Source organism: Pseudomonas sp. GW821-FHT07F05 (assembly GCF_059418765.1).
The window spans coordinates 58,179-80,600 of sequence record NZ_JBWKQL010000002.1 but is presented as its reverse complement, the minus strand read 5'-3'; the positions used below and the strand labels follow the sequence as shown (position 1 = coordinate 80,600).

Below are 22,422 nucleotides of genomic sequence, written 5' to 3'. Positions count from 1 at the left end.
CGGATTCTCCCATGCTTCAGTCTTTAACTCCTTTGCGCTATCCCCTCGCCGCGTTGACCCTTGTGGTCATCAGCGCGTGCGGCCGGACGCCTGAAGCGACCGTTGCGCCGGCGGCGGCGAAAGTCAACGTGGCCAAGGTGATCGAGCAACCGGTCAACGAGTGGGACGAAGTCACCGCCCGCCTCGAATCGCCGGAAACCGTTCAGGTGCGCCCGCGTGTTTCAGGCCAGATCGATTCGGTGGCTTTCACTGACGGCGAGCTGGTCAAAAAAGGCGACCTGCTGTTCCAGATCGACCCGCGCCCGTTCGAAGCGGAAGTGCATCGTCTGGAAGCGCAACTGCAGCAGTCCAAGGCCGCTGCCCAGCGCAGCACCAATGAAGCCCAGCGTGGCGAACGCCTGCGCACCAACAATGCGATCTCCGCCGAACTCGCCGATTCGCGCACCACCACCGCCCAGGAATCCAAAGCTGCCGTTGCCGCCATCCAGGCACAGCTTGATCTGGCGCGCCTGAACCTGAGCTTCACCCGCGTCACTGCGCCGATCACCGGCCGGGTCAGCCGCGCCGAAATCACCGCCGGCAACATCGTCACCGCCGACCAGACCATCCTCACCAGCCTGGTGTCGACCGACAAGGTCTACGCCTACTTCGACGCCGACGAGCGCGTGTTCCTCAAGTACAACCAGCTGGCCCGCGACGGCAAACGCGGCGCGACCACGCCGGTGTACATGGGCCTGTCCAACGAGGCGGAAAACCCGCACCTGGGTCAGATGAACTTCGTCGATAACCAGGTCAATCCGCGCACCGGGACCATCCGTGGCCGCGCCGTGTTCGACAACAGCAAGGGCGAATACACCCCGGGCCTGTACGCACGCCTGAAGCTCGTCGGCAGCGGCACCTACTCGGCCATGCTGATCAAGGACGAAGCGGTCGGCACCGACCTGGGCAAGAAATTCGTGCTGGTGGTCGACAAGGACAACAAGGCGATCTACCGCAGCGTCGAGCTGGGGCCGAAGCTTGAGGGCTTGCGCATCGTGCGCAGCGGCCTGGGCAAAGACGACCGCATCGTCGTCACCGGTCTGCAGCGCGTGCGTCCGGGGTCGCCGGTTGACCCGCAAGACACGCCGATGGCCAGCGCCGAAACACTCACCGCACTGCAACAACAACGCCAGGCGCTCGAAGCCAGCAACCAGCCCAAGGCCCAGCCGAAGCTGGACGCCAAGGTGGCTGCTTCCGCCACGCCACGCGGTTAAGGGACACACACGATGAATTTCTCCAAGTTCTTTATCACGCGACCGATCTTCGCGGCGGTGCTCTCGCTGCTGATCCTGATCGCCGGCGCGATCTCGCTGTTCCAGCTGCCGATCAGCGAATACCCCGAAGTCGTGCCGCCGACCGTTGTCGTGCGCGCCAACTTCCCCGGTGCCAACCCGAAAGTGATCGGCGAAACCGTCGCCGCGCCACTGGAACAGGCGATCACCGGCGTCGAGAACATGCTCTACATGTCCTCCCAGGCCACGGCCGACGGCAAGCTGACCCTGACCATCACCTTTGCGCTGGGGACCAACCTCGACACCGCGCAAGTGCAGGTGCAGAACCGGGTCACCCGGACCGAGCCGAAGCTGCCGGAAGAAGTGACGCGCATCGGTATCACCGTGGACAAGGCGTCGCCTGATCTGACGATGGTGGTCCACTTGACCTCGCCGGATCAGCGCTACGACATGCTGTACCTGTCCAACTACGCAGTCCTCAACATCAAGGATGAGCTGGCGCGCCTGAACGGTGTCGGCGACGTGCAGCTGTTCGGCATGGGCGACTACTCGCTGCGTGTCTGGCTCGATCCGAACAAAACCGCTTCGCGCAACATCACGGCGACCGACGTGGTCAACGCCATTCGCGAGCAGAACCGCCAGGTCGCCGCCGGTCAACTGGGCGCACCGCCCTCCCCGAGCGCCACCAGCTTCCAGATGTCGATCAACACCCAAGGCCGTCTGGTTTCTGAAGAAGAGTTCGAGAACATCATCGTTCGCGCCGGCGACAATGGCGAAATCACCCGGGTCAAAGACATCGCTCGCGTGGAACTGGGCTCCAGCCAGTACGCATTGCGTTCGTTGCTGAACAACCAGCCGGCGGTGGCGATCCCGATCTTCCAGCGCCCTGGCTCCAACGCCATCGACATTTCCAACGAAGTGCGCGGCGAGATGGAACTGCTGAAGAAGAACTTCCCCGAAGGCATGGACTACAGCATCGTCTATGACCCGACGATCTTCGTGCGCGGCTCCATCGAGGCGGTGGTTCACACCCTGTTCGAAGCGCTGATCCTCGTTGTACTGGTGGTGATCCTGTTCCTGCAGACCTGGCGCGCTTCGATCATCCCGCTGGCTGCTGTGCCGGTGTCGCTGATCGGTACCTTTGCCGTCATGCACCTGTTCGGCTTCTCCCTCAACGCGCTGTCGCTGTTCGGGCTGGTACTGGCGATCGGTATCGTCGTGGACGACGCCATCGTGGTGGTGGAGAACGTCGAGCGGAACATCGAGCTCGGCCACCAACCGATGGAGGCCACACAGATCGCCATGCGAGAAGTGACCGGCCCGATCATCGCCACGGCGCTGGTGTTGTGTGCGGTGTTCATCCCGGCGGCGTTCATCTCCGGACTGACCGGGCAATTCTATAAACAGTTTGCGTTGACCATCGCCATCTCGACGGTGATCTCGGCCTTCAACTCCCTCACCCTGTCGCCTGCCCTGGCTGCCGTATTGCTGCGCGCCCACGACGCGCCGAAGGATGGCTTCTCGCGCTTCCTCGACAAACTGTTCGGGGCCTGGCTGTTCCGACCGTTCAACCGGTTCTTCGTTAAGGCCAGTAACGGTTATGTGAGCACGGTGGGTCGGGTGATTCGCGTCAGCGGTGTGGCACTGGTGGTGTACGCCGGCCTGATCGTCATGACCTGGCTGGGTTTCTCCACCACGCCGACCGGTTTCGTCCCGGCCCAGGATAAACAGTACCTGGTGGCCTTCGCGCAATTGCCGGACGCGGCGAGCCTGGACCGTACCGAAGACGTGATCAAGCGCATGTCCGACATCGCGCTGAAGCAACCGGGCGTTGAAAGCGCTGTGGCCTTCCCGGGCCTGTCGATCAACGGTTTCACCAACAGCCCGAACTCCGGCATCGTCTTCGTCACGCTCAAGCCGTTCGAAGATCGCACGGCAGCCGACCAGTCGGCCGGTGCCATCGCCGGTGCGTTAAACGGCAAATACGCGGGTATTCAAGAAGCCTACATGGCGATCTTCCCGCCGCCGCCGGTACAGGGGCTGGGCACGATCGGCGGTTTCCGTCTGCAGATCGAAGACCGTGGCAACCTGGGTTACGACGAGCTGTACAAAGAGACGATGAACATCATCGGCAAGAGCCGCAGCGTGCCGGAACTGGCCGCGCTGTTCACCAGCTACACGGTGAACGTGCCCCAGGTCGATGCCGCCATCGACCGCGAAAAAGCCAAGACCCTCGGTGTGCCGATCAGCGACATCTTCGACACCCTGCAGGTTTACCTCGGTTCGCTGTACGCCAACGACTTCAATCGTTTCGGCCGGACCTATCAGGTCAACGTGCAGGCTGAGCAGCAGTTCCGTCAGGACGCTGAACAGATCGGTCAGTTGAAAGTGCGCAACAACCGCGGCGAGATGATCCCGCTGGCGACGCTGCTGAAAGTCACCAACACCTCGGGACCGGACCGCGTCATGCACTACAACGGCTTCATCACCGCCGAGATCAACGGCGCGGCGGGTCCGGGTTTCAGCTCGGGTCAGGCGCAGGTGGCGATGGAAAAACTGCTCAAGGAAGAACTGCCCAACGGCATGACCTACGAGTGGACCGACCTGACCTACCAACAGATCCTGTCGGGCAACACGGCACTGCTGGTCTTCCCGCTCTGCGTGCTGCTGGCGTTCCTGGTACTGGCTGCGCTGTATGAAAGCTGGAGCCTGCCGCTGGCGGTGATCCTGATCGTACCGATGACCCTGCTGTCAGCCATTGCCGGTGTGATCATTGCCGGGAGCGACAACAACATCTTCACCCAGATCGGCCTGATCGTACTGGTGGGCCTGGCGTGCAAGAACGCGATTCTGATCGTCGAGTTCGCCAAGGATGAGCAGGACAAGGGCAAGACCCCGCTGGAGGCTGTGCTTGAAGCCTGCCGTCTGCGTCTGCGGCCGATCCTGATGACCTCCTTCGCGTTCATCATGGGCGTGGTTCCGCTGGTGCTGTCCAGCGGCGCCGGTGCCGAAATGCGTCATGCCATGGGCGTGGCGGTGTTCTCCGGGATGCTCGGCGTGACCTTCTTCGGTCTGCTGTTGACGCCGGTGTTCTATGTACTGATTCGTAACTACGTTGGACGCAAAGAGGCTCGCAAGGCCGCCAAGGCGCAACGCATCCAGAACAACGCTGCGGAGGCTCATTGATGAAGGCTGCAAAACTCTTTCTGCCGAGCCTGCTGGTGCTGGCGCTGGCGGCCTGCGCCGTCGGCCCGGACTACAAGAAGCCGGAAACCGCGGCGGCCAACATTCAGGCCGCCACCCAGCGGGCCTACGACCGCAGCCACATAGAGACCGTCTGGTGGCAGCAGTTCGACGACCCGACCCTGAACAAACTGGTCGCCGAATCGCTGCAGGGTAACCGCGAGTTGCGCGTTGCCTTCGCCCGTCTGAAAGCGTCCCGTGCGATCCGGGACGACATCAGCAACGACGCCATGCCTGTCGTGACCAGTCGCGCCAGCAGCCAGGTCGGCCGCGCTCAGGTGCCGGGTGAAACCGAGCACCGGGTCAATCAGGAACGTTACGACCTGGGCCTGGACATGGCCTGGGAGCTGGACCTGTTCGGCCGCATCCAGCGCGAGCTGGAAGCCAGTGACGCTGATCAACAAGCTGCCGAGGCCAACCTCTATCAGCTGCAGGTAACGATGATCGCCGAACTGGTCGACGCTTACGGTCAGCTGCGTGGCGCCCAATTGCGCGAGAACATTGCCCGGGACAACCTGAAAAACCAGCAGGACTCTCGCCGGGTGACCGCCCAGTTGCGTGATGAAGGCGTGGGCAATGAACTCGACGTGGTCCGTTCCGACGCGCGCCTGGCCGCGGTGGAAGCCACCATTCCGCAGCTTCAGGCGGAGCAGGTGCGCGAACGCAACCGCATCGCCACCCTGCTCGGCGAACGGCCGGACGCCATGACCGTGACCCTCGCCCCGGCCAAACTGCCGGCAATTTCCAAGGCTCTGCCGATCGGTGATCCGACCAAGCTGCTGGAAAACCGTCCGGACGTGCGCAGCGCCGAGCGGCAACTGGCGGCGCAGACCGCGCGAATTGGCGTGCAGACCGCCGACCTGTTCCCACGGGTCAGCCTCAGCGGTTTCTTGGGTTTCACGGCCAGCCGTGGTTCGCAGATCGGTTCCGGCGCGGCCCAGGCGTGGGGTCTCGGCCCGAGCATCACCTGGGCGGCCTTTGACCTGGGCAGCGTGAGGGCGCGGATTCGTGGCGCCAACGCCGATGCCGAAGGCGCGCTGGCCAATTACGAGCAGCAGGTGCTGCTGGCTCTGGAGGAAACCGAAAACGCGTTCAGCGACTACGACAAGCGTCAGCAGCGTCTGGTGTCACTGGTGCGGCAGAGTGAAGCCAGCCGTTCGGCAGCGAATCTGGCGAACATCCAGTACCGCGAAGGCACGGCGGACTTCCTGGTCCTGCTGGACGCCGAACGCGAACGTCTGGCCGCCGAAGACAGCCGGGCCCTGGCTGAAATCGATCTGTACCGCGGCATCGTTGCCATCTACAAAGCCCTTGGCGGTGGCTGGCAGCCGAATGCCTGACGTCGCAGGTTGAACAGCGGGATCGCCCAACCGGCGGCCATTCTGTAGCCCTGATCTGCCGCCCTGAAACAGCCTCGGACCCACAAGGTTCGGGGCTTTTTTCTGGACTGAAGAAATCCCCTGCGAGCGCCCAGGGGCCGAATCCATCCCCGCAGCGTTTGACACTCGGCGGTCTCTCCCCGAAGCTGCTGCACACGCAAACACGGAAACCGATATGTCTGAATCGTCTTCCCGGCGCACACCCGCCCAGCTCAAGGCTCGACGTCGCTGGCAGGTGGCAATTGCGCTGGCGCTATTGCTGCTGATCATCGCCATGGCGATGCTGGTGCGAAACTGGCACGCGCCTCCAGCCGCACCGCAGGTCAATCACAGCTACGCCGAAGCACTGGAGCAGGCCCATGGCGGCAAGCCCGGCGCCGCGCGTGTGCTGTATCAGCAATTCAGTCGCACCGACCTGTCCGATATTCGCCGTGCCGGTCTGCTCGCCGAGCTGGTCAATTACCCGGGGCCCCAGGCGCTGAAAATTCTGCGCGGCGATCTCAAGCGCCCCGCGCCGCTGGTTCAGCAGGCGGCCATCCAGACGGTGTCGGCCATGCTGCCGGAGGAACAACGCAGCACGCTGATCGGCCCGCTGCTGGACGATGCCGACGATGAGGTGCGCTTCAGTGCGGTGAGCGCCTTGCTGCCTTTGGGCCCGGATGAATTGGGCCTGTATTACGGGGCGTTGCAGGAGGCGGCTCAACAGTATGAGCAGGCATTGAGTGCCCAGCCGCCGAGCGGGCAACGTCAGCTCGCGCTCGCGCAGCTCTACCTCAACAACGGCACCCCGCAAAAGGCGATCGATGCGCTGGAACTGGCCGCAAAACTGGAACCGGACAACCTCGAGACCGGGCTGGCGCTGGTGCAGGTGCTCGACCGCCAGGGCCAGGCCGATCGCTCGCGCCAGTTGCTCGCCCAGTGGCTGGAGAAACAGCCCCAGTCGTCCCTGGCGCAACACGCACTCGGCCAATGGCTGCTGCGTCATAAACAAAATGAATACGCCCTGCTCCCGCTGACCCGAGCCATTGAGCTGGAACCGGACAACACCGGTTACCGTTACGACCTCGCCGTCGCGCTTCACGATCTGGATCAGCTCGAAGCCGCGCAGCGTCAGCTGGAGGACATTCTTCAACGCGCACCCGCCGACCGTCGCGCGAGGATTCTGCTGATTCGCTACTGGACCGAGGCCGGGCAGCTGCAAAAAGTGCAGGTGCTGCTGGCTGAACTGGAGCAGCTCAACGCCGACGATCCGGCGCTGCAGCAAGGGCTCTAGGACGGCACAGTTTCCGATAGCGCTAAAGTATAAGAAATGACTTACAACGGTTTGCGACTATTATTGTTTTTTTGTCAGACCGGCTTATCGTCGCCGGGATCTTTCACTTAACAATTAGTCATCCCCTATTTTACAACGCGTAAAAAACGTGCATTATTTACTCGCGCCGCAACTGAACTACCCCGTATTGATACCCACCTTCATGCTCATGAAGTTAGTGTCGACGGCTGATCCTGATGTCAAGGACACTGTAGAAAGTGGTGAAACCAACAGCAGCAGACCCAGATGCGCGTCCTTGTTACTCGCATTGTTGCTTGCATTGAGCTGACAACAGCCATTAATTGCCGGAGTATCATTTTGTCCAGACTTGCCGAATTTCGCGCAGCAGAAAAAGCCCTTCAGGAGCAGCTGGCCCAGCTGGAGTATCTGAAGAACGACGCCGGACTGAAGAAGGAAATCGAGTTCGAGCAGCAGCTGCAGGCCCTGATGAGCACGTATGACAAGACCTTGCGCGACATCATCGCGATCCTCGACCCTCACACCGGTGCTTCCACCCTCGCGCCAGCGGCCCCGAAACGCCGCCGCCCGCGGGTCGTCAAAGTCTATCAAAACCCGCACACCGGTGAAGTCATCGAGACCAAAGGCGGCAACCATCGCGGTTTGAAAAACTGGAAAATACAATACGGTGCCGAAACCGTTGATTCCTGGTTGCGCGGCCGCTAGTCCTGTATCCCTTGCAGTGTCGAGAAGAAGCTCTGCTCGCAGGGCTTCTCTGAAAGTGTAGGGATGTCGCAGTGATACAAGTGCTTTAAACGCGGATGATTGCGAGCGAAGTCTTAGGCAGTTTAGATAATGAGTGCTGGTGTAGCACCAGCGTTGAATATTCAACCTGACAATTAGCTGAACAGATTCGTATTAGTGTGATATATCGCTTTCAATAGGCGGCAGGCTTATAGCATGCTCAATTGCCGATGATTTTCCGCTTGTTAATTCCACTAAGTATGGCCAGTGTGCGCGGCGAAGCTGGCTATGAGCCTTCATGCATCAACAGATAAATTTCTCTTCTGCGGCCCAACGGCTCGCAAGCTTCACATTTTTTTCACACCGGCTTGTACAGGATGGAGGCTACTAAAGGATTAGTGCCCCAATGCCCGCTTCGGCGGGCTTCTTTATGCCCGTGATTTGTGTAAACCCCCGCCTCGACCTAAGGCGCCGATCCCAGGCGCAGGCCATTCCTGATCTGCAACACTTCGTTTTTATGGGCTGCGTAGCCTTCCGCCGAACCGGCATACGACAACGACCACGCCAACTGCGGACTGGCCGCCGCCACCAGCGTCTGGGTCATGACGTGATTGCCGTTCTGGGTAATCGTGCACGTGGTCTCCATGGCGGGGATGTCGCTCAGCGTGCTGTCCTTCATGTGCGTGCAAACGCTTTGGAAGCCACCGCGCGCAAAATTGACCTGCACCGCCTTGCGCATTTCCAGCAGAACGCTCTGCACGTTGACCGAGTGACCGGGCTGCAGCTGCGTCTGGGTCAGCTCGACCACCATGGCCGGATCACCGTTCTGATCGTTTTTAACCGCACGCTGTCGTATTTGCACGGCGGGCTGACCTTCGCTCGCCGGCGGCTGGGGCAGCGCTTCCACTTCCCAGCCTTCGGGCCAGATGATCATGGCGTCAGCCGAAGACGCGACGCCCGGAATCATCAGCACGAAACAGAAAGCAACGCGGGCGCATGGGCGCAATGAGAGATGCATGGGCGGTACCTGAAGGTCGAGCCGCGAAGTGTGAGCCGGTCATCCATCGCCCACAAGTCGAAAGCCGCGCTTTATGCGCCTTCGGTTTGGCGCGTCGGCCATGAGCCCGTATCATTACGCAACTTTTTAGCGTTAACCCGGAGACAACCATGAGTCTGCACGACCTGAACACCTTCCCCGGCGTCACGGCCACCCCGGACGCCTCGACCGCACAATTCGTGTTTAACCACACCATGTTGCGCGTCAAGGACGCCACCGCTTCCCTGGACTTCTACACCCGCGTGCTGGGCTTCAGTCTGGTAGAGAAGCGCGACTTCCCGGAAGCGGAATTCAGCCTGTACTTCCTGGCGCTGGTGGATAAAGCGCAGATCCCGCAGGACGATGCTGCGCGCAACGTCTGGATGAAAGGCATCCCCGGCGTGCTCGAACTGACCCACAACCACGGCACCGAAAAAGACCCTGCGTTTTCCTACCACAACGGCAACACCGACCCGCGCGGCTTCGGTCACATCTGCATCTCGGTGCCGGACGTGAAGGCTGCCTGCGCGCGCTTCGAAGAACTGGGCGTGGACTTCCAGAAACGCCTGACCGATGGCCGCATGAAAAGCCTGGCCTTCATCAAGGACCCGGATGGTTACTGGGTCGAAATCATCCAGCCGACGCCGGTATCGGGCGAGTAATCGCGCCTAACGAGTCGGACTGGCTTTAGCCAGGAATAAGCCTATTCGTGAGCAAGCTCACTCCCAAACGTTCTTCAGCGTGGCCAAGATCACGGGTCGATGATGAACAGGTGGGAGCCAGCTTGCTTGCGAAGACAGCGTTTCTCGCGCTGAAGATGCAGAGGATGTAATTGCCTCTTCCCGGCTAAAGCCGGTCCCACTAAAAGCAGCGCGTGCATCCAGCGATGACCCCGACCGTAGGACCGGCTTTAGCCGGGAAGGCGTCAGGCGTCACGCCGCTTCTATCACCTGATCCGCATCAGTCAGATCCGCATAAACCTGCGCGTTTGACGGTTCAGGGGTGAACGTCAGCGCGATGTTCTCGCACTGCTGTTTAAGCTGCTGCAGCTTAAGCGGCCGGCTCAGGAAATACCCTTGGGCCTCCTCGCAGCCGAAATCCCTCACCAGGCTCATGCAACGGAACGTCTCGACACCTTCCGCCACGGTGCGATAGCCCAACTCGCCGGCCAGGTGCAGCACGGAGCGAGCGATGATGCGGTTGCGCGGGTTGCTCTCAAGGTCGGTGACCAGGGATTTGTCCAGCTTGAGGATGTTGGCCGGAATCTCATGCAGGTAGGCAAAGTTGCTGTAGCCTGCGCCGAAATCATCGATGGCCACGTCGACGCCCAGCTCGCGGATTCGGGTGAGCTGCGCGATGACGCGTTTGTCGGCGCGGATCCACTCGCCTTCGGTGATCTCGACTTCCAGCCGTGAGGGATGCACGCCGTGTTGGTCGCAGGCGCTCTGCAGCGTCAAAGCGATGTCCATGTCGGCGAAGTCCAGCGGCGACAGATTGAGGGACAGGCGCACCTCTTCGTCGATCCAGCCGCTAAGGTCGGTCAGCGCGCGATCGATCACCCAGCGCGTCACCGTGCTGATCCTGCCGGCGCTCTCGACCAAGGGAATGAATTCGCTAGGCCAGATCTTGCCCAGCATCGGATGAGTCCAGCGAATCAACGCCTCGACGCTGAGCAGGCGGCCATCCTGCAGGCTGAAGCGTGGCTGGTACTCCAGATAGATGTCGCCACTGACCAACGACTCGCCGAGTTCACCAAGCAGCGTCAACGCGCGACGCTGGGCGCAATCCTCGGCTTCGTCATAGGCCGCCCACGGCACCTGTCGATAAACCGCTCTCCCCGCCGCGTGGGTCGCTTTGCCCATGAGCGCAGCGGCGGAGTTCTGACCGTCGTCACAGCATGCCAGTCCCACGGCAACCTGCTGGTGAGTGAAAGGCTCGGTAATCAGCACCAACAGCATGCGAACCAGGTCGTCGCGTCGAGACCGGTCACAGCTCATCTGCAGGCAAAAATCCTGGTCGCTGACGTGATACAGCTCGGCGATGCCATCCAGACGGCGACGCAGGCAGTGCGCCATGTCGCGGCGTGTCTGTTGCGCATCCAGGTTGCTGCTCACGCTGACATCCGCAGCGCTCGCCAACGGTTGGGTGCGGATCACCACCAGCAGCCGCACCTGGCTGTCGGTCACTGCAAGGCCCTGAGTGTCCAGCAAGAACTGCTGCAAATTGGGCAGACGGCTGATCGGGTGGCGGTAGCGCATCGCCTGGCATTGTTCGACCTGCCCCATGACCAGTTGCGCGAAATCTTCGAGAACAGCCACTTCGTCGGGTTGCAGCGTGCGAGGAACGCTGTCGATCAGGCAAAAACTGCCGAGCACATCGCCGTGCTGATTGCACAATGGCGCTCCGGCGTAGAAGCGGATGCCAGCGGGTCGGGTGACCAGCACGTTGTCGGCAAACCGCGGATCCAGGCGGGCATCATTGACCACCATGACGTCGGAATTCTGAATGGTGTAGCGACAGAACGACTGCTCGATGGGCGTCTGACTCGCTTCGAAACCCACACGACCGGGAAACCACTGACGGTCTTTTTCCACCAGCGAGACCAGCACCGTCGGCACGCGAAAGTGCGCAGCAGCAAGGCGACACAGGCGGTCGAAATCCTCACTGTGGGCGGTTTCCAGCCATTGCAACGCGTGAACCGCGGACAGGCGCTTCTGCTCAATTTCCAGCGAACAGTTCATGGCATCCGCCCTCGGTTCTGAAAATACAGGTTGAATGATATCTCATAGCCACTATTCCTCGCACCTGATCATGACAGAAGGTCGGTGACCGCGATACGGGGGTAAAAACAGACTTCGGGCGAGCTGAGAAAAGTGATATCACAAAGACATCAGTTAATCGTTTCAGTTCCAAAGCTATACAGAAATATATTTTTGTACAAGTTTTAATAAAGTTAATAGGATCGGCGCCGACAGATGGAGCAGAACGACGCGCAGCCAGCCACAACGCTTCCTGCAAGAACGTCGTCAACGCCACTGAATCCCGAGAAAAAGGACCGTTCTCATCGACAACAACCCAAGCGCCCCGCTCCGGGGCTTTGAGAACAGTATGAACATTCTTGCCCCTGCCGTTTACCTGACCAACCGCCTGCGCTTTCCCGCCAAATTCGCGGTGCTGGCCATCATTGTGCTTTTGCCGCTGGCCCTGCTCGGCGCGCGCCTGCTGCATCAACTCACTACCAGCATCGATAACATCCATTCCGAACAAGTCGGCCAGCGCTATCTGATGGACGTCACCCCTGTACTGCGCCTGTCGATGCTGCAACGAGCATTGACCAACCGCCTGCTCAGCGGGGATCAAACAGCCCAACCTGACCTCGCCGCCAACCAGGCCAAACTGCTGGATGCGTACTCCAAACTGGAAACTACCGACCGCCAGCTCGGTGCGGGGCTTGAAACCGCAGATCGCGTACAACGCTTGCGCTCCGGGGCCGAAGGGTTGATCAGCCAGACCAAAACCGGGGCCGATCAGGCGACCCTGTTTGACGCCTGGAGCGATCAGATGACTCAAACGCTGAATTTCATCTATTTCATCTCCGCCACCTCCGGAATGGTCCTCGACGAAGACTACGCCTCGCTGTTCCTGATCGACCAAAGCACCCTGCGTCTGCCGCGCCAGATCAACGTGGTCGGCCAGTTGCGAGGTTTGGCCAGCGGCCTGCATGAAGGCCAGCCGCTGACAGACGCCACCCGTGGCACGATTAAATCGCTGCTCAAGCAAGAAGCCCAGATTCGCCAGGAGTTGCTGCAGAGCCTCACTCTGCTGCGTCGTCAGGAACCGGCCCTCGCCGACCGCATCCAGTCCCCCGTCAGCAGCGGGCTTTCGAGCCTGGACAGCTTTCGCACCGACCTGGAAACCTTGATCGGCTCCTCGCAAAACACCATCACCGGCATGCAGGGCCTGCCGGCCAAAGGCAACGCTGTGGTCGCCGAGCTGTACAAGGCGCAGGACGCTTTGCAAGCCGCGCTGTCCGCCGTGCTGGAGCAACGGGTCAAGGACAAGTCGGCCGAACGCACCGCCATGCTGGCCATGTTCGCCATTGCCGGCCTGCTGCTGATCTATGCCTTCAGCGGGATCTACAGCGCCATGCGTCGGGCCATGGAAGACATGTTGAGCGCCACCCGCCGCATCGCCCAAGGCGATCTCACCGCACGGGTCAACGTCGCCGGCAAAGACGAAATGGCCGACATCGGCACCGGTTTGAACCACATGGTCCAGGCCTTCGGTGAATCCCTCGCTCAGGTCGAGCGCAGTTCGAGTTCGGTGTCCGACGCAGCAACTCGCCTGAGCGTATCCATCGACCGCGCCAAGGTGTCGATGAACGCCCAGCAAGGGGAAACCGAACAGGTCGCCACCGCCATCAACGAAATGACCGCCAGTGTCGCCGACGTCGCCCAGAACACCGAAGGCGCGGCGCGTGCGGCGGAACAGGCCAGTCAGGCGTCCGGCAAAGGCCTGGGCGTGATGCAACAGACCCGCCAGACCATCGAGGCGCTGGCCGGCGAAGTCGACCTCAGCGCGCAAAAGGTCGCGGCGCTCGCGCTGCACAGCCAAGAAATCGGCGGGGTCATCGAAGTCATCCGCAACATCGCCGACCAGACCAACCTGCTGGCCCTCAACGCCGCCATCGAAGCCGCCCGTGCCGGCGAGCAAGGCCGTGGCTTTGCCGTGGTCGCGGATGAAGTCAGAACCCTGGCTTCGCGCACGCAAAACTCCACCGCCGAAATCCAGCGGATCATCCAGCAATTGCAACTGGCGACCAGCGCTGCCGTAGAGCAGATGAAAGCGGGCAAGGACCGGGCGCAGGATTGCCTGACGTCGGCCGATCAGACGTCCTCTAGCCTGAACGCGATCAACGAAGGCGTGGAATCGATCGTCGGCATGAACACCCAGATTGCCAGCGCTGCCGTTCAACAGCACGCCGTGTCCGAGGACATCAACCGCAACGTCACCGAGATCCGCAACGGCACGTTCATGCTGATGGAAGGCATCGAGGACAACGCGGTAACGGCGGACGAACTGTCGCTGCTGGCCGGCGAGCTGCGCACCGTGGTCGGTCGTTTCAAACTCTAAGGATTGGGCGCGCGGTGTCAAACGCCGCGCGCCCTGCCCGTTCATCGCTCAAGGCACCTGAGCCCCCGCCACCGCCACGTACACCGAGTACAACGACGTGTTCGCGGCGATGAACAGGCGGTTACGGCGCGGCCCGCCGAAGGTCAGGTTGGCGACCTTCTCCGGCAGGCGAATCTTGCCCAGCAAGGTGCCGTCGGCGGCGAAGCATTGAACGCCATCGCCGGCGCTGGTCCAGATATTGCCCTGCACATCCACGCGCATGCCGTCCGGCACGCCCGGTTCGATCACCGCGAACACCCGCGACTGCCCCAGCTCACGCCCATTGATGACCTCGAACGCGCGGATGTGGTGGGGGCCATCGGGGTCGTGGGAGCGGCCGGAATCGGCGATGTACAGGGTCTGCCCGTCCGGGGAGAACGCCAGGCCATTGGGCTGCACGAAGTCGTTGGCCATGCAGGCGATCTCGCCGCTGTCCGGGTCGATGCGGTAGACGTGGCGGCCCGGCTGCTCTTCGTCGGCCTGATAGCCCTCGTAATCGGTGAGGATGCCGTAGCTGGGGTCGGTGAACCATACGGCGCCGTCGCGGTGCACCACCACATCATTCGGCGAATTCAGCCGTTTGCCTTCAAAGCGCTCGGCCAGCACAGTGATAGAGCCGTCCGGTTCGGTGCGGGTGACGCTGCGGGTACCGTGCTCGCAGGTGATCAGCCGTCCCAATAAATCGCGGGTGTTGCCGTTGGCGAAATTCGACGGGGTGCGGAACGTCGACACGCCTTGCTCCGGGGTCCAGCGCAACATGCGCTGGTTGGGGATGTCGCTCCACAACAGATACCCGCCGTCGTTGAACCACACCGGCCCTTCGGCCCAGCGGCACTGGTCGTACAGGCGCTCGAGCTGGGTGTTGGGCAGGATCAGGCGGTGGAAACGCTTGTCATGGCATTCGTAGAGGTCGTCGGACACAGGTTCGATCCTTAATTCAGGCGCGGGCATTTTTGCGGCCGCTGACAGCGGTAATCACCGCGATGATGATCAGGCCGGTGAGGATCAGCCGCACCCCGGCACTGGCGCCGAAGGTGTTGAGCATGCTCACTAGCAGATAAAGGAACAGCGACGCGCCCCAGATGCCTGGCACGTTGGAAAACCCGCCGGCCACGGAGGTACCGCCGATCACCACGACGGCGATGGAGGCCAGCAGGTATTCCTCGCCCATGCCCAGCGACGCGCCGCCGGAAAAACCGGCCAGGGTCAAGCCACAGAGGCTGCCGAACACCGCACAGAGCACGTAGGTGGCGAAGCGCATGCGGCCAACCCGGATGCCGGCCAGTTCAGCGGCGCGGGCGTTTTGTCCGATGGCCAGCACCGAGCGACCGTAGCGGGTGCGGGTCAGCACGTAGCCCATGAGCACCGCCACGGCGATCACCACGAGGGCCAGATACGGCACGCCGAAGACGCGGCCGGTGGCGAAGGTGTAGAAACTGTCCGGCGGCGGCACCCGCACGCTGCGGCCATAGGCGATGGCCAGTGATTGCAGGATGAAGCTGGCCGACAGGGTCGCAATGATCGGCGGAATGCGCAGCAGGCGGATCAGCGCGAAATTGCCGCAGCCCACCAGCACACCGATGCCCAGCACGCCAATCACGCCCAGCCAGATATTTGCGTCCTGGCCGTCCATGAGCTTCATGCCCAGCGCGCCGCTGAGGGCGATGTTGGCCGGGATCGACAGGTCGATGTTGCCGGGCCCCGTGCTGATGACGAACATCTGACCGATGCCGACGATCGCGAAGAAGGTCGAGAACGCCAGCGCGCCAGACAGTAAAGCGCCTGCGCCCTGCCCGCCGGTGAACACCAGGGTCGCCACCCAGATCAATAACGCGGCGAGGAATGACCACAGCCATGGCTTGCCGCGCAGCGCTGCAATAGTTGAAGTGCTCATAGCGGGCGTACCTCCAGACGATTGACCGCCGCACGCAGCGCCAGCACGAAAATCAGAATCGCGCCCTGAGCACCGATCTGCCAGTCAGGCGAGATGCGGATGAACGACAGCAGCGAACCGGCCAGCACCAGGGTCAGCGCCCCAAGCACTGCGCCCATGGGTGACACCCGTCCGCCGATGAATTCGCCGCCGCCAAGAATCACTCCGGCGATGGACAACAGGGTGTAACGCAACGCCACGTTGGCGTCGGCCGAGGTGGTCAGCCCCACCAGAAACAGCCCGGACAACACGCCGAAGCCCCCGGCCATGGCGTACATCGCCACTTTGATGCGCAGCAGTGACCAGCCGGCCTTGGCGATCGCCAGCGGATTGCCGCCAGCGCCGCGCAACACCACACCGACGGTGGAGCGCATCAGGAAAAAGTGCATGGCCAGCCCGAGCACGATGCACACGATAATCGCCAGCGGAATCAGCGGTGGCTTGATCCGCACCAGCGCTTGCAGCCACTGCGGCGCCGTCCCGCCCGGTGACGGCAACAGCAGAATCGCGCCACCCACCCAGATGAACGACATGCCCAGGGTGACGACAATCGACGGCAGGTTGCGGCTGTGAATCAACGCACCGAGCAGCGCATACACACCGACGCACCCGGCCAGCGCCAGCCAGCCGAGGAACGGGTGTTGATCGAGCAGCGTCACGGCCACGCAGGCGACGAAGCTGATGAAGCTGCCCATGGACAGATCAAGGTCGTTGACGCTGATGATCAGCATCTGCGCGATGGTTGCCAGGGCAATCGGCACCGCCAGGTTGAGCATCAGGTTCAGGCCCATGTAGCTCATTGCCCGGGGTTGCATGATGAAAATGGTCGCCAGCAAGACCACCAGCGACACCGCCGGCAAAGCGGCGCGGAGCATGCGGGCACGGCGCGCGGCGTTGTTGCGCGTCGCGACGGGTGCGCGGGCAACGGAATTCAGCGGGGCATTCATGGGGTTTCCTCGGCGAAGGAGCTGCGCAGGATGCGCTCCTCGCTCAGTTCGCTGCGCGGCATGTCGAGCACGGTCTGGCCGTCGCGGAAGACATACACGTGATCGCAATAGGTCAGCTCTTCCAGTTCGGTGGTGTACCAGATGAACGTGCGGCCGCGGCCCGCCTCCTCCATCAGAATCGAATACACCTCGCGCTTGGTGCCAACGTCGACGCCACGCATGGGGTCGTCCATCAGGATGATCTGGCTGTCAGACGCCAGCGCCCGGGCAAACAAGGCTTTTTGCTGGTTGCCGCCGGACAGCGACAGGATCGGATTGCCCATGTCCGGGGTGCGAATGCTCATGCGCTTCATCCAGTCATCGGCCATGGCCTGCTCGGCGTCGGGGTTCAACAGCAGGCCGCGCTTGAGCTGGCTGAGGGAGCCGATGGTGATGTTTTCGCCGATGGACCACAGCGCAAACACGCCGTCGGTCTGGCGGTCGCCGGCGACGAAACTGGCGCCGGTGCCGCGCTTGATGCAGTCGCGCAGCACCTGGGTCAGTAACTGGCTCTGGCCGTGCCCGGCCAGCCCGGACAGCCCGACGATCTCACCGGCAAACGCCTGCACCGAGCGCTCATCGGTTTGTCGCGCCGGACGCTGTCGCACCCGCGGGCTGCCCTGCTCACGTCGGGAGGCGAAGTCCTGTGTCGCCTGCGCTTGTTCCCGTGCCGTGCCGCCCATGACTTCCACCAGCGAATCGTGGGTGAAGTCTTGCGCTGCTCGGGTTTCAACGATTCTGCCGTCACGCATCACCGCGATGCGGTCACAGGTGCCGAGCATTTCGCCGAGGATGTGGCTGATCAGCACGATGCTGCCGCCGCCCTCGACGAAACGCCGCACATGGCGCAACAGCTGCTCGGCGACCCGCGCGTCGAGGGATGAGGTGGGTTCGTCGAGGATGATCAGATCAAGGCGCTCATCGACGTTGATGAACGCCCGGGCGATTTCCACCATCTGCCGCTTGCCGATGGACAGGTCAGCGACGATGTCATCGGCGTCGATGCCGTGGCCGGGGAAAATCTGCTCGAGCATCGCTTCGATCAGCGCACCGGCCCGACGCCGCCAGCCGAAGCCGCGCAGAGCCGGCGACATCAGCCGGGTGTTCTCTGCCACGTTGAGGTTCGGGCACAGCGACAGTTCCTGGAACACGCAGCGAATGCCGTGCTGACGCGCCACTTGTACCGAATAGCCTTCGCGCAGGTCGCGGCCTTCGATCAGTAACTGGCCGCAATCGGCGGCCAGGGTGCCGGCGAGCACTTGCATCAGGGTCGATTTGCCCGCGCCGTTGTGGCCGATCAGGCCCAGGCATTCGCCGGCGCGCACGATCAGGTCGACGTCACTCAGGGCGCGCACGGCGCCGAACGATTTACCGGCGCCGACGAAGGCCACCCGCACAGGTCCATTTGCGTTCATGGTCAGAATTCCTTGGCGGGCCGCAGGCAGCGCGGCCCGCGGTGCTCAAATGGAAAAGCTCACAGGGAAGCGGCGGGCTTGAGCTTGGCGACATCGTCGACGCTGTAGGTCTCGCTGACGATTCCGCCCTTGGGCAGGTCCTTCAGGCTGGCGTCGAGGGTCTGCTGGGTGACGATGACCGCTGGCGACAGCAGGTCATGGGGCATCTGCTTGCCGTCGAGCAACTGCTGCGCGACATAGAACGCCAGGCTGGAGATGCTCGGCCCGCTGCTGATCGAGAAGCTCTGATAGCCCTGGGCGTCGCTTTGCTTTTTCCACCAGGTCAGTTCTTCTTCGCGGTTGCCAAAGATGATCGCCGGCAACGGACGGCCTGCCGCGACGAAGGCCTGGGCAATGCCGACGCCTTCACCGCCCTGGGTCACTACGGCGTCGACTTTCGGCAGGCTCGGCAGCACGCCGGAAACGGCTTTCTGTGCCACGGTCGGTGACCAGTTGCCGTTCACTTCGCCGATCACTTTCAGGTCCGGGTGTTTCTGCGCGCCGGCGGTGATGCCGGAGTGAATGCGCTCGTCCACCGACACGCCGGCCAGGCCGCGCACTTCCAGGACGTTGCCGCCCTGGGGGAAGCGCTCGGACAGGTAATCCATCTGCTCGATGCCGGTCTGTTTGAAGTCCATGGAGATGCGGTAGGCGCAAGGCTCGGAGACGGTGCCGTCGAAGGAGACGACGATGATGCCGGCGTCGCAGGCTTGTTTTACCGCGCCGTTGAGCGCGGTCGGCGACGAGGCATTGATGACGATGGCGTCATAGCCCTGAAGGATCAGGTTCTGGATTTGCGCGGCCTGCTCGGTGGCCTGGTTTTCCGCCGTGGTGAAACTGTCAGCCGACGCGATCAGGCCATCCTTGACGGCTTTGTCGGTGGTCTGCTGCCAGCTGGCGAGCATCAGCTGGCGCCAGGAGTTGCCGGCGTAATTGTTGGAGAGCGCGATCTTCTTGTCAGAAGTATCGGCATGGGATGCGACGGGCAGGGCCATCAGGGGCGCAACGGCCAGTGCAGCGCAAAGCAATGAACGGCGTAGCGGATGACGACGACTTTTCATAGTTGAACCCTTGTTATTTTTATGGGGGCTGCAGGGTGGCCGACGGCGTCGGTCGCACCTTATTACGAACAGTACGCGGCGAGTCTGCACTGGCCGGCGCGGAGCGTCAGTGGTCAATCGTGCAGACCTGATGCGGGATCCCGCAACCGACCTGCAGGATCCAGCGTTCTTTTTAGCGCACAGGGGCCATAATGACCGGGCTGTTCCCTGCTCACTGACAAACAGTGTTCATTTAAAAACAGCGTTCGATCCATACAATAAAAACAGGTTGAAGCCCATGGCACAGCGACCGCACACCCTTGCCGAAGACGTGCTGCATCATTTTCTCGGTATTTCCCGCGCCCTCGCCGGCCAGCTGGATTTCCAGTCGATGATCGACGCCGTCTCCCGGGAAATCAGCCCGATCCTGCCCCACGACCACCTCGACGTATGCCTGTTTATCCTGGACGGCCGCGAGCACATCACCTATGAAAGCGGCGTGCACACGCTGTGGGGCGATGTCGCTCAACCGATGCCGGTGCACACCAGCCCCATTCGAGCGGTGCTGTTGGGCGAGCAGGCGTTTCTGCTGACCCACGACGCCATGAACGACGCACGTTTCGCCTTCCCCGGCGCCGCCAACCACCCTATTTTCGACGCCCGCCTGCGCAGTCGCCTGCACGTGCCCTTGCGCGCCCGGGGTGAAATCATCGGTGCGCTGAGCTGCTCGAAACACACCGAGCATTTCTACACCCTGGATGACGTGCGCCACACCCAGCACGTCGCCGATCTGCTGGCCTCGTACGTGTACGCCCTGCGCCAGACCGAACAGGCCAAACAACTGGCCATCGCCGAAGCCCAGGTGCGTGCCCGAGAAGAAGGCCTGCGCCAGGGCGCGCTGCGCCTGACCGAGGAATTGGAGCGTGAACGGCAACGGGTCGGCATGGACTTGCACGACCAGACCCTCGCCGACATGACCCGCCTGCACCGGCGCATCGCCCGCCTGCAAACCCTGCCCAGCGTGCCGGGCGAGGACTTGCGCGGCATCGCCTGCTCGCTCAAGGACAGCATGCAGGAGTTGCGGCAACTCATTGATGCAGTGAAGCCGACGGTGCTGCAGTTGTTCGGCTTCGAAGAAGGTGTTGAAGACCTGTTGCGGCGCAGCGTCCGAGACAGCGGCCTGAGCATCGAAACGCGTCTACAGGACAGCACCGACGGCATGGGCGATCGCTTGCCGGAGTCGGTGAAGGTCGCGGTGTTCCGCATCATTCAGGAAGCGGTGAACAACGCGATCAAGCACGCCATGCCGGACAGCATTGTCATCCACATCAGCCACACAGGCGCCCTGTTGCAGCTGACCGTCGACGATGACGGCATTGGGCTGGACGTCGGCCACCGGTTCAACAGCGGCGGCATTCAGAACATGCAGGTGCGCGCGCAACTGATGGCGGCGCAGTTGTTTATCGAACGCGGGCCCTATGAGCGCGGCACCCGGGTCCGGGTGTGCCTGCCGCTGGCGGATCTGCTGCTTGTCGTTGAGCCTGCGCCGTCCGTTGAAACGGAGGTGCCATGCAAATCCTGTTGATCGAAGACGACCCGGTGCACCGGGCGTTCCTGCGCGAAGTCATCGAAGTGGCCCTGCCGGAATGCACGCGTTTACTGGAGGCCGAAGACGGCCAGATCGGCGAGCGGTTGTTCAGCGAGAGCCCGGTAGATGCCGTGGTGATGGACCTGCAGATGCCGTGCCGCACCGGCGTCGAAGCGGCCAAGACGATCTGGCGGCAGCAGCCGGACACGTCGATTCTGTTCTGGTCGAATTACTCGGACGAGGCCTACGTGCGGGGCATCGCGCGGATCGTGCCCCAGGGGGCGGCCTACGGTTACATCCTCAAGACCGCGTCGGAAGAGCGCTTGCGACTGGCCTTGCGGGGGCTGTTCATCGAGCAGCAGTGCGTGATCGACCGCGAGATTCGCGGCGTGCAGCTCAAGGCCCACGATCAGTCGTCCGGGCTGAGTGATGGCGAATACGAAGTGCTGCAGGACATCGCCCTGGGCCTCACCGACCGCACCATCGCCACCCGCCGCAACCTGTCGCTGCGCAGCGTGCAGAACCGGCTGCAGCAGCTGTACGAAAAGCTCGGCGTTTACCAGCCCGATGCGGCCGGCGAACGCAGCACCGCCTTCAACCTCCGCGCCCGCGCCGTCAACGTCGCCCTGCTCCGCCGCCTGCTCAACCGCACGGCGCTGGAACAGGCCGAAGCCGAACTGCAACTGTGGCTGAAAAACCCCGCGCGGCATCGGTTTGGAGGGGGCTGAGGGGAGATCAAGAGCGTCTGCCTGGGGGCAGACTGTTTCGCCTTCGGCGAGTTACTTGATAAAGCCCCAAGTAACCAAGGGCTTGTGCTCCTGGTTGGGCCCCTCCTGCGTCGGGGTTCCTTCACTCCGGTCCCGCTCCGTGGGCCCGCGCCGAACGGACATCCCTGTCCTGACGGCGCTCTCGCCGCATCCATGCGGCTCGGCCCACTCCGCGAAACCTGCGTTCAGCCTGCACCCAAGTCGCGATGGGTGTCGTCTGGAATTCTTGCGCACGAAGATCAAGATCAAGATCAAGGGCTTCCCGGCTAAAGCCAGTCCTACAGTCGGAGGCGATTCCACAGGGTGCATGCGGTGCTTTTAGTGGGACCGGCTTTAGCCGGGAAGAAGCCCGCTCAGGCGCCGACATTTTTGCTGACAGTCCCCCTCCTTGTGGGAGCGAGCTTGCTCGCGAATGCTGTATCACAAACACCAGATATCTGTCGGATGTACCGCCCCCTTCGTGAGCAAGCTCACTCCCACAAGTCCTTAGCGTTTGCTCTGTCCTCGATCTGCTCTTGATCTGCTTTTGATCTTCATAC

16 protein-coding genes and 1 pseudogene are annotated in these 22,422 nt (G+C 62.3%); 10 read left to right on the top strand and 7 right to left on the bottom strand.

Features of this window, described 5'->3' with window-relative positions; translation table 11 throughout:
• Positions 1-11: 11 nt before the first annotated feature.
• The 5 genes from mexE (at position 12) to AC07RO_RS04565 (ending at position 7,889) form a co-directional block, all read left to right on the top strand.
• Entirely contained in the window at positions 12-1,253 is a 1,242-nt protein-coding gene (gene mexE / locus AC07RO_RS04585; RefSeq protein ID WP_346625893.1) for a multidrug efflux RND transporter periplasmic adaptor subunit MexE, read from the top strand.
• Between the two features lie 12 nt (positions 1,254-1,265).
• Complete coding sequence (locus tag AC07RO_RS04580) at positions 1,266-4,457, top strand: efflux RND transporter permease subunit (RefSeq protein WP_495085382.1); 3,192 nt, start codon at positions 1,266-1,268, stop codon at positions 4,455-4,457.
• Positions 4,457-5,854, top strand: a complete 1,398-nt coding sequence (locus AC07RO_RS04575) for an efflux transporter outer membrane subunit (RefSeq protein ID WP_495085381.1) — start codon at positions 4,457-4,459, stop codon at positions 5,852-5,854. The genes AC07RO_RS04580 and AC07RO_RS04575 overlap by 1 nt, the downstream gene beginning before the upstream one ends.
• Before the next feature lie 214 nt (positions 5,855-6,068).
• The gene (locus AC07RO_RS04570) at positions 6,069-7,166 is read left to right on the top strand and encodes a tetratricopeptide repeat protein (protein ID WP_495085380.1); all 1,098 of its coding nucleotides are present in this window, start codon (positions 6,069-6,071) and stop codon (positions 7,164-7,166) included.
• A gap of 357 nt (positions 7,167-7,523) precedes the next feature.
• Positions 7,524-7,889, top strand: coding sequence for a histone-like nucleoid-structuring protein, MvaT/MvaU family (locus AC07RO_RS04565; protein ID WP_192173688.1), 366 nt, complete (start codon positions 7,524-7,526; stop codon positions 7,887-7,889).
• A 481-nt stretch (positions 7,890-8,370) separates the two neighbouring features.
• Here the strand turns inward: AC07RO_RS04565 and AC07RO_RS04560 are convergent, their stop codons facing one another.
• Positions 8,371-8,874 (bottom strand): DUF4946 domain-containing protein, encoded by a 504-nt coding sequence (locus AC07RO_RS04560; RefSeq protein ID WP_282373182.1) that lies wholly within the window; start codon positions 8,872-8,874, stop codon positions 8,371-8,373.
• A gap of 200 nt (positions 8,875-9,074) precedes the next feature.
• Between AC07RO_RS04560 and gloA the strand changes: the two genes are divergently transcribed.
• Positions 9,075-9,605, top strand: coding sequence for a lactoylglutathione lyase (gene gloA, locus AC07RO_RS04555; protein WP_192173618.1), 531 nt, complete (start codon positions 9,075-9,077; stop codon positions 9,603-9,605).
• 270 nt (positions 9,606-9,875) lie between these two features.
• Here gloA and AC07RO_RS04550 read toward each other — a convergent pair whose 3' ends face one another.
• Positions 9,876-11,684: a sensor domain-containing diguanylate cyclase gene (locus AC07RO_RS04550; RefSeq protein ID WP_495085379.1), complete on the bottom strand. Its 1,809-nt coding sequence runs from the start codon at positions 11,682-11,684 to the stop codon at positions 9,876-9,878.
• Between the two features lie 367 nt (positions 11,685-12,051).
• Between AC07RO_RS04550 and AC07RO_RS04545 the strand changes: the two are divergent.
• Together AC07RO_RS04545 and AC07RO_RS04540 are read left to right on the top strand one after the other, a co-directional pair.
• A pseudogene (locus tag AC07RO_RS04545) lies at positions 12,052-13,212 on the top strand (HAMP domain-containing protein); the annotation flags it as partial.
• Positions 13,213-14,076: a methyl-accepting chemotaxis protein gene (locus AC07RO_RS04540; protein ID WP_495085734.1), complete on the top strand. Its 864-nt coding sequence runs from the start codon at positions 13,213-13,215 to the stop codon at positions 14,074-14,076. It abuts the pseudogene before it with no gap.
• A gap of 48 nt (positions 14,077-14,124) precedes the next feature.
• Here the strand turns inward: AC07RO_RS04540 and AC07RO_RS04535 are convergent, their stop codons facing one another.
• The 5 genes from AC07RO_RS04535 to AC07RO_RS04515 are packed head-to-tail and all read right to left on the bottom strand — an operon-like array spanning position 14,125 to position 19,549.
• Positions 14,125-15,036: an SMP-30/gluconolactonase/LRE family protein gene (locus tag AC07RO_RS04535; RefSeq protein WP_282373467.1), complete on the bottom strand. Its 912-nt coding sequence runs from the start codon at positions 15,034-15,036 to the stop codon at positions 14,125-14,127.
• Positions 15,037-15,052: 16 nt separating this feature from the next.
• Positions 15,053-16,009, bottom strand: a complete 957-nt coding sequence (locus tag AC07RO_RS04530) for an ABC transporter permease (protein ID WP_346625887.1) — start codon at positions 16,007-16,009, stop codon at positions 15,053-15,055.
• Positions 16,006-16,995 carry an ABC transporter permease gene (locus AC07RO_RS04525; RefSeq protein ID WP_495085378.1) on the bottom strand — a complete coding sequence of 330 codons (990 nt, stop codon included), beginning with the start codon at positions 16,993-16,995 and terminating at the stop codon, positions 16,006-16,008. The genes AC07RO_RS04530 and AC07RO_RS04525 overlap by 4 nt, the downstream gene beginning before the upstream one ends.
• Positions 16,992-18,449 carry a sugar ABC transporter ATP-binding protein gene (locus AC07RO_RS04520; RefSeq protein ID WP_495085377.1) on the bottom strand — a complete coding sequence of 486 codons (1,458 nt, stop codon included), beginning with the start codon at positions 18,447-18,449 and terminating at the stop codon, positions 16,992-16,994. Before AC07RO_RS04520 ends, AC07RO_RS04525 begins: the two co-directional genes overlap by 4 nt.
• Before the next feature lie 59 nt (positions 18,450-18,508).
• On the bottom strand, positions 18,509-19,549 hold the full coding sequence (locus AC07RO_RS04515; protein ID WP_495085376.1) for an ABC transporter substrate-binding protein: 1,041 nt from the start codon (positions 19,547-19,549) through the stop codon (positions 18,509-18,511).
• A 277-nt stretch (positions 19,550-19,826) separates the two neighbouring features.
• Here AC07RO_RS04515 and AC07RO_RS04510 point away from each other — a divergent pair, with 277 nt between their 5' ends.
• Entirely contained in the window at positions 19,827-21,113 is a 1,287-nt protein-coding gene (locus tag AC07RO_RS04510) for a GAF domain-containing sensor histidine kinase (RefSeq protein WP_423573777.1), read from the top strand.
• The gene (locus AC07RO_RS04505) at positions 21,098-21,844 is read left to right on the top strand and encodes a response regulator (RefSeq protein ID WP_495085375.1); all 747 of its coding nucleotides are present in this window, start codon (positions 21,098-21,100) and stop codon (positions 21,842-21,844) included. Before AC07RO_RS04510 ends, AC07RO_RS04505 begins: the two co-directional genes overlap by 16 nt.
• The last annotated feature ends 578 nt before the right edge of the window (positions 21,845-22,422 follow it).

Coding starts and splice junctions, on each gene's coding strand:
- gloA (WP_192173618.1), top strand. CDS start 9,075: ATGAGTCTGCACGACCTGAACACCTTCCCCGGCGTCACGGCCACCCCG.
- AC07RO_RS04540 (WP_495085734.1), top strand. CDS start 13,213: ATGGTCCAGGCCTTCGGTGAATCCCTCGCTCAGGTCGAGCGCAGTTCG.
- AC07RO_RS04570 (WP_495085380.1), top strand. CDS start 6,069: ATGTCTGAATCGTCTTCCCGGCGCACACCCGCCCAGCTCAAGGCTCGA.
- AC07RO_RS04510 (WP_423573777.1), top strand. CDS start 19,827: ATGGCACAGCGACCGCACACCCTTGCCGAAGACGTGCTGCATCATTTT.
- AC07RO_RS04515 (WP_495085376.1), bottom strand. CDS start 19,549: ATGAAAAGTCGTCGTCATCCGCTACGCCGTTCATTGCTTTGCGCTGCA.
- AC07RO_RS04525 (WP_495085378.1), bottom strand. CDS start 16,995: ATGAATGCCCCGCTGAATTCCGTTGCCCGCGCACCCGTCGCGACGCGC.
- AC07RO_RS04560 (WP_282373182.1), bottom strand. CDS start 8,874: ATGATTCCGGGCGTCGCGTCTTCGGCTGACGCCATGATCATCTGGCCC.
- AC07RO_RS04530 (WP_346625887.1), bottom strand. CDS start 16,009: ATGAGCACTTCAACTATTGCAGCGCTGCGCGGCAAGCCATGGCTGTGG.
- AC07RO_RS04505 (WP_495085375.1), top strand. CDS start 21,098: ATGCAAATCCTGTTGATCGAAGACGACCCGGTGCACCGGGCGTTCCTG.
- AC07RO_RS04580 (WP_495085382.1), top strand. CDS start 1,266: ATGAATTTCTCCAAGTTCTTTATCACGCGACCGATCTTCGCGGCGGTG.
- AC07RO_RS04520 (WP_495085377.1), bottom strand. CDS start 18,449: ATGAACGCAAATGGACCTGTGCGGGTGGCCTTCGTCGGCGCCGGTAAA.
- AC07RO_RS04575 (WP_495085381.1), top strand. CDS start 4,457: ATGAAGGCTGCAAAACTCTTTCTGCCGAGCCTGCTGGTGCTGGCGCTG.
- AC07RO_RS04550 (WP_495085379.1), bottom strand. CDS start 11,684: ATGAACTGTTCGCTGGAAATTGAGCAGAAGCGCCTGTCCGCGGTTCAC.
- mexE (WP_346625893.1), top strand. CDS start 12: ATGCTTCAGTCTTTAACTCCTTTGCGCTATCCCCTCGCCGCGTTGACC.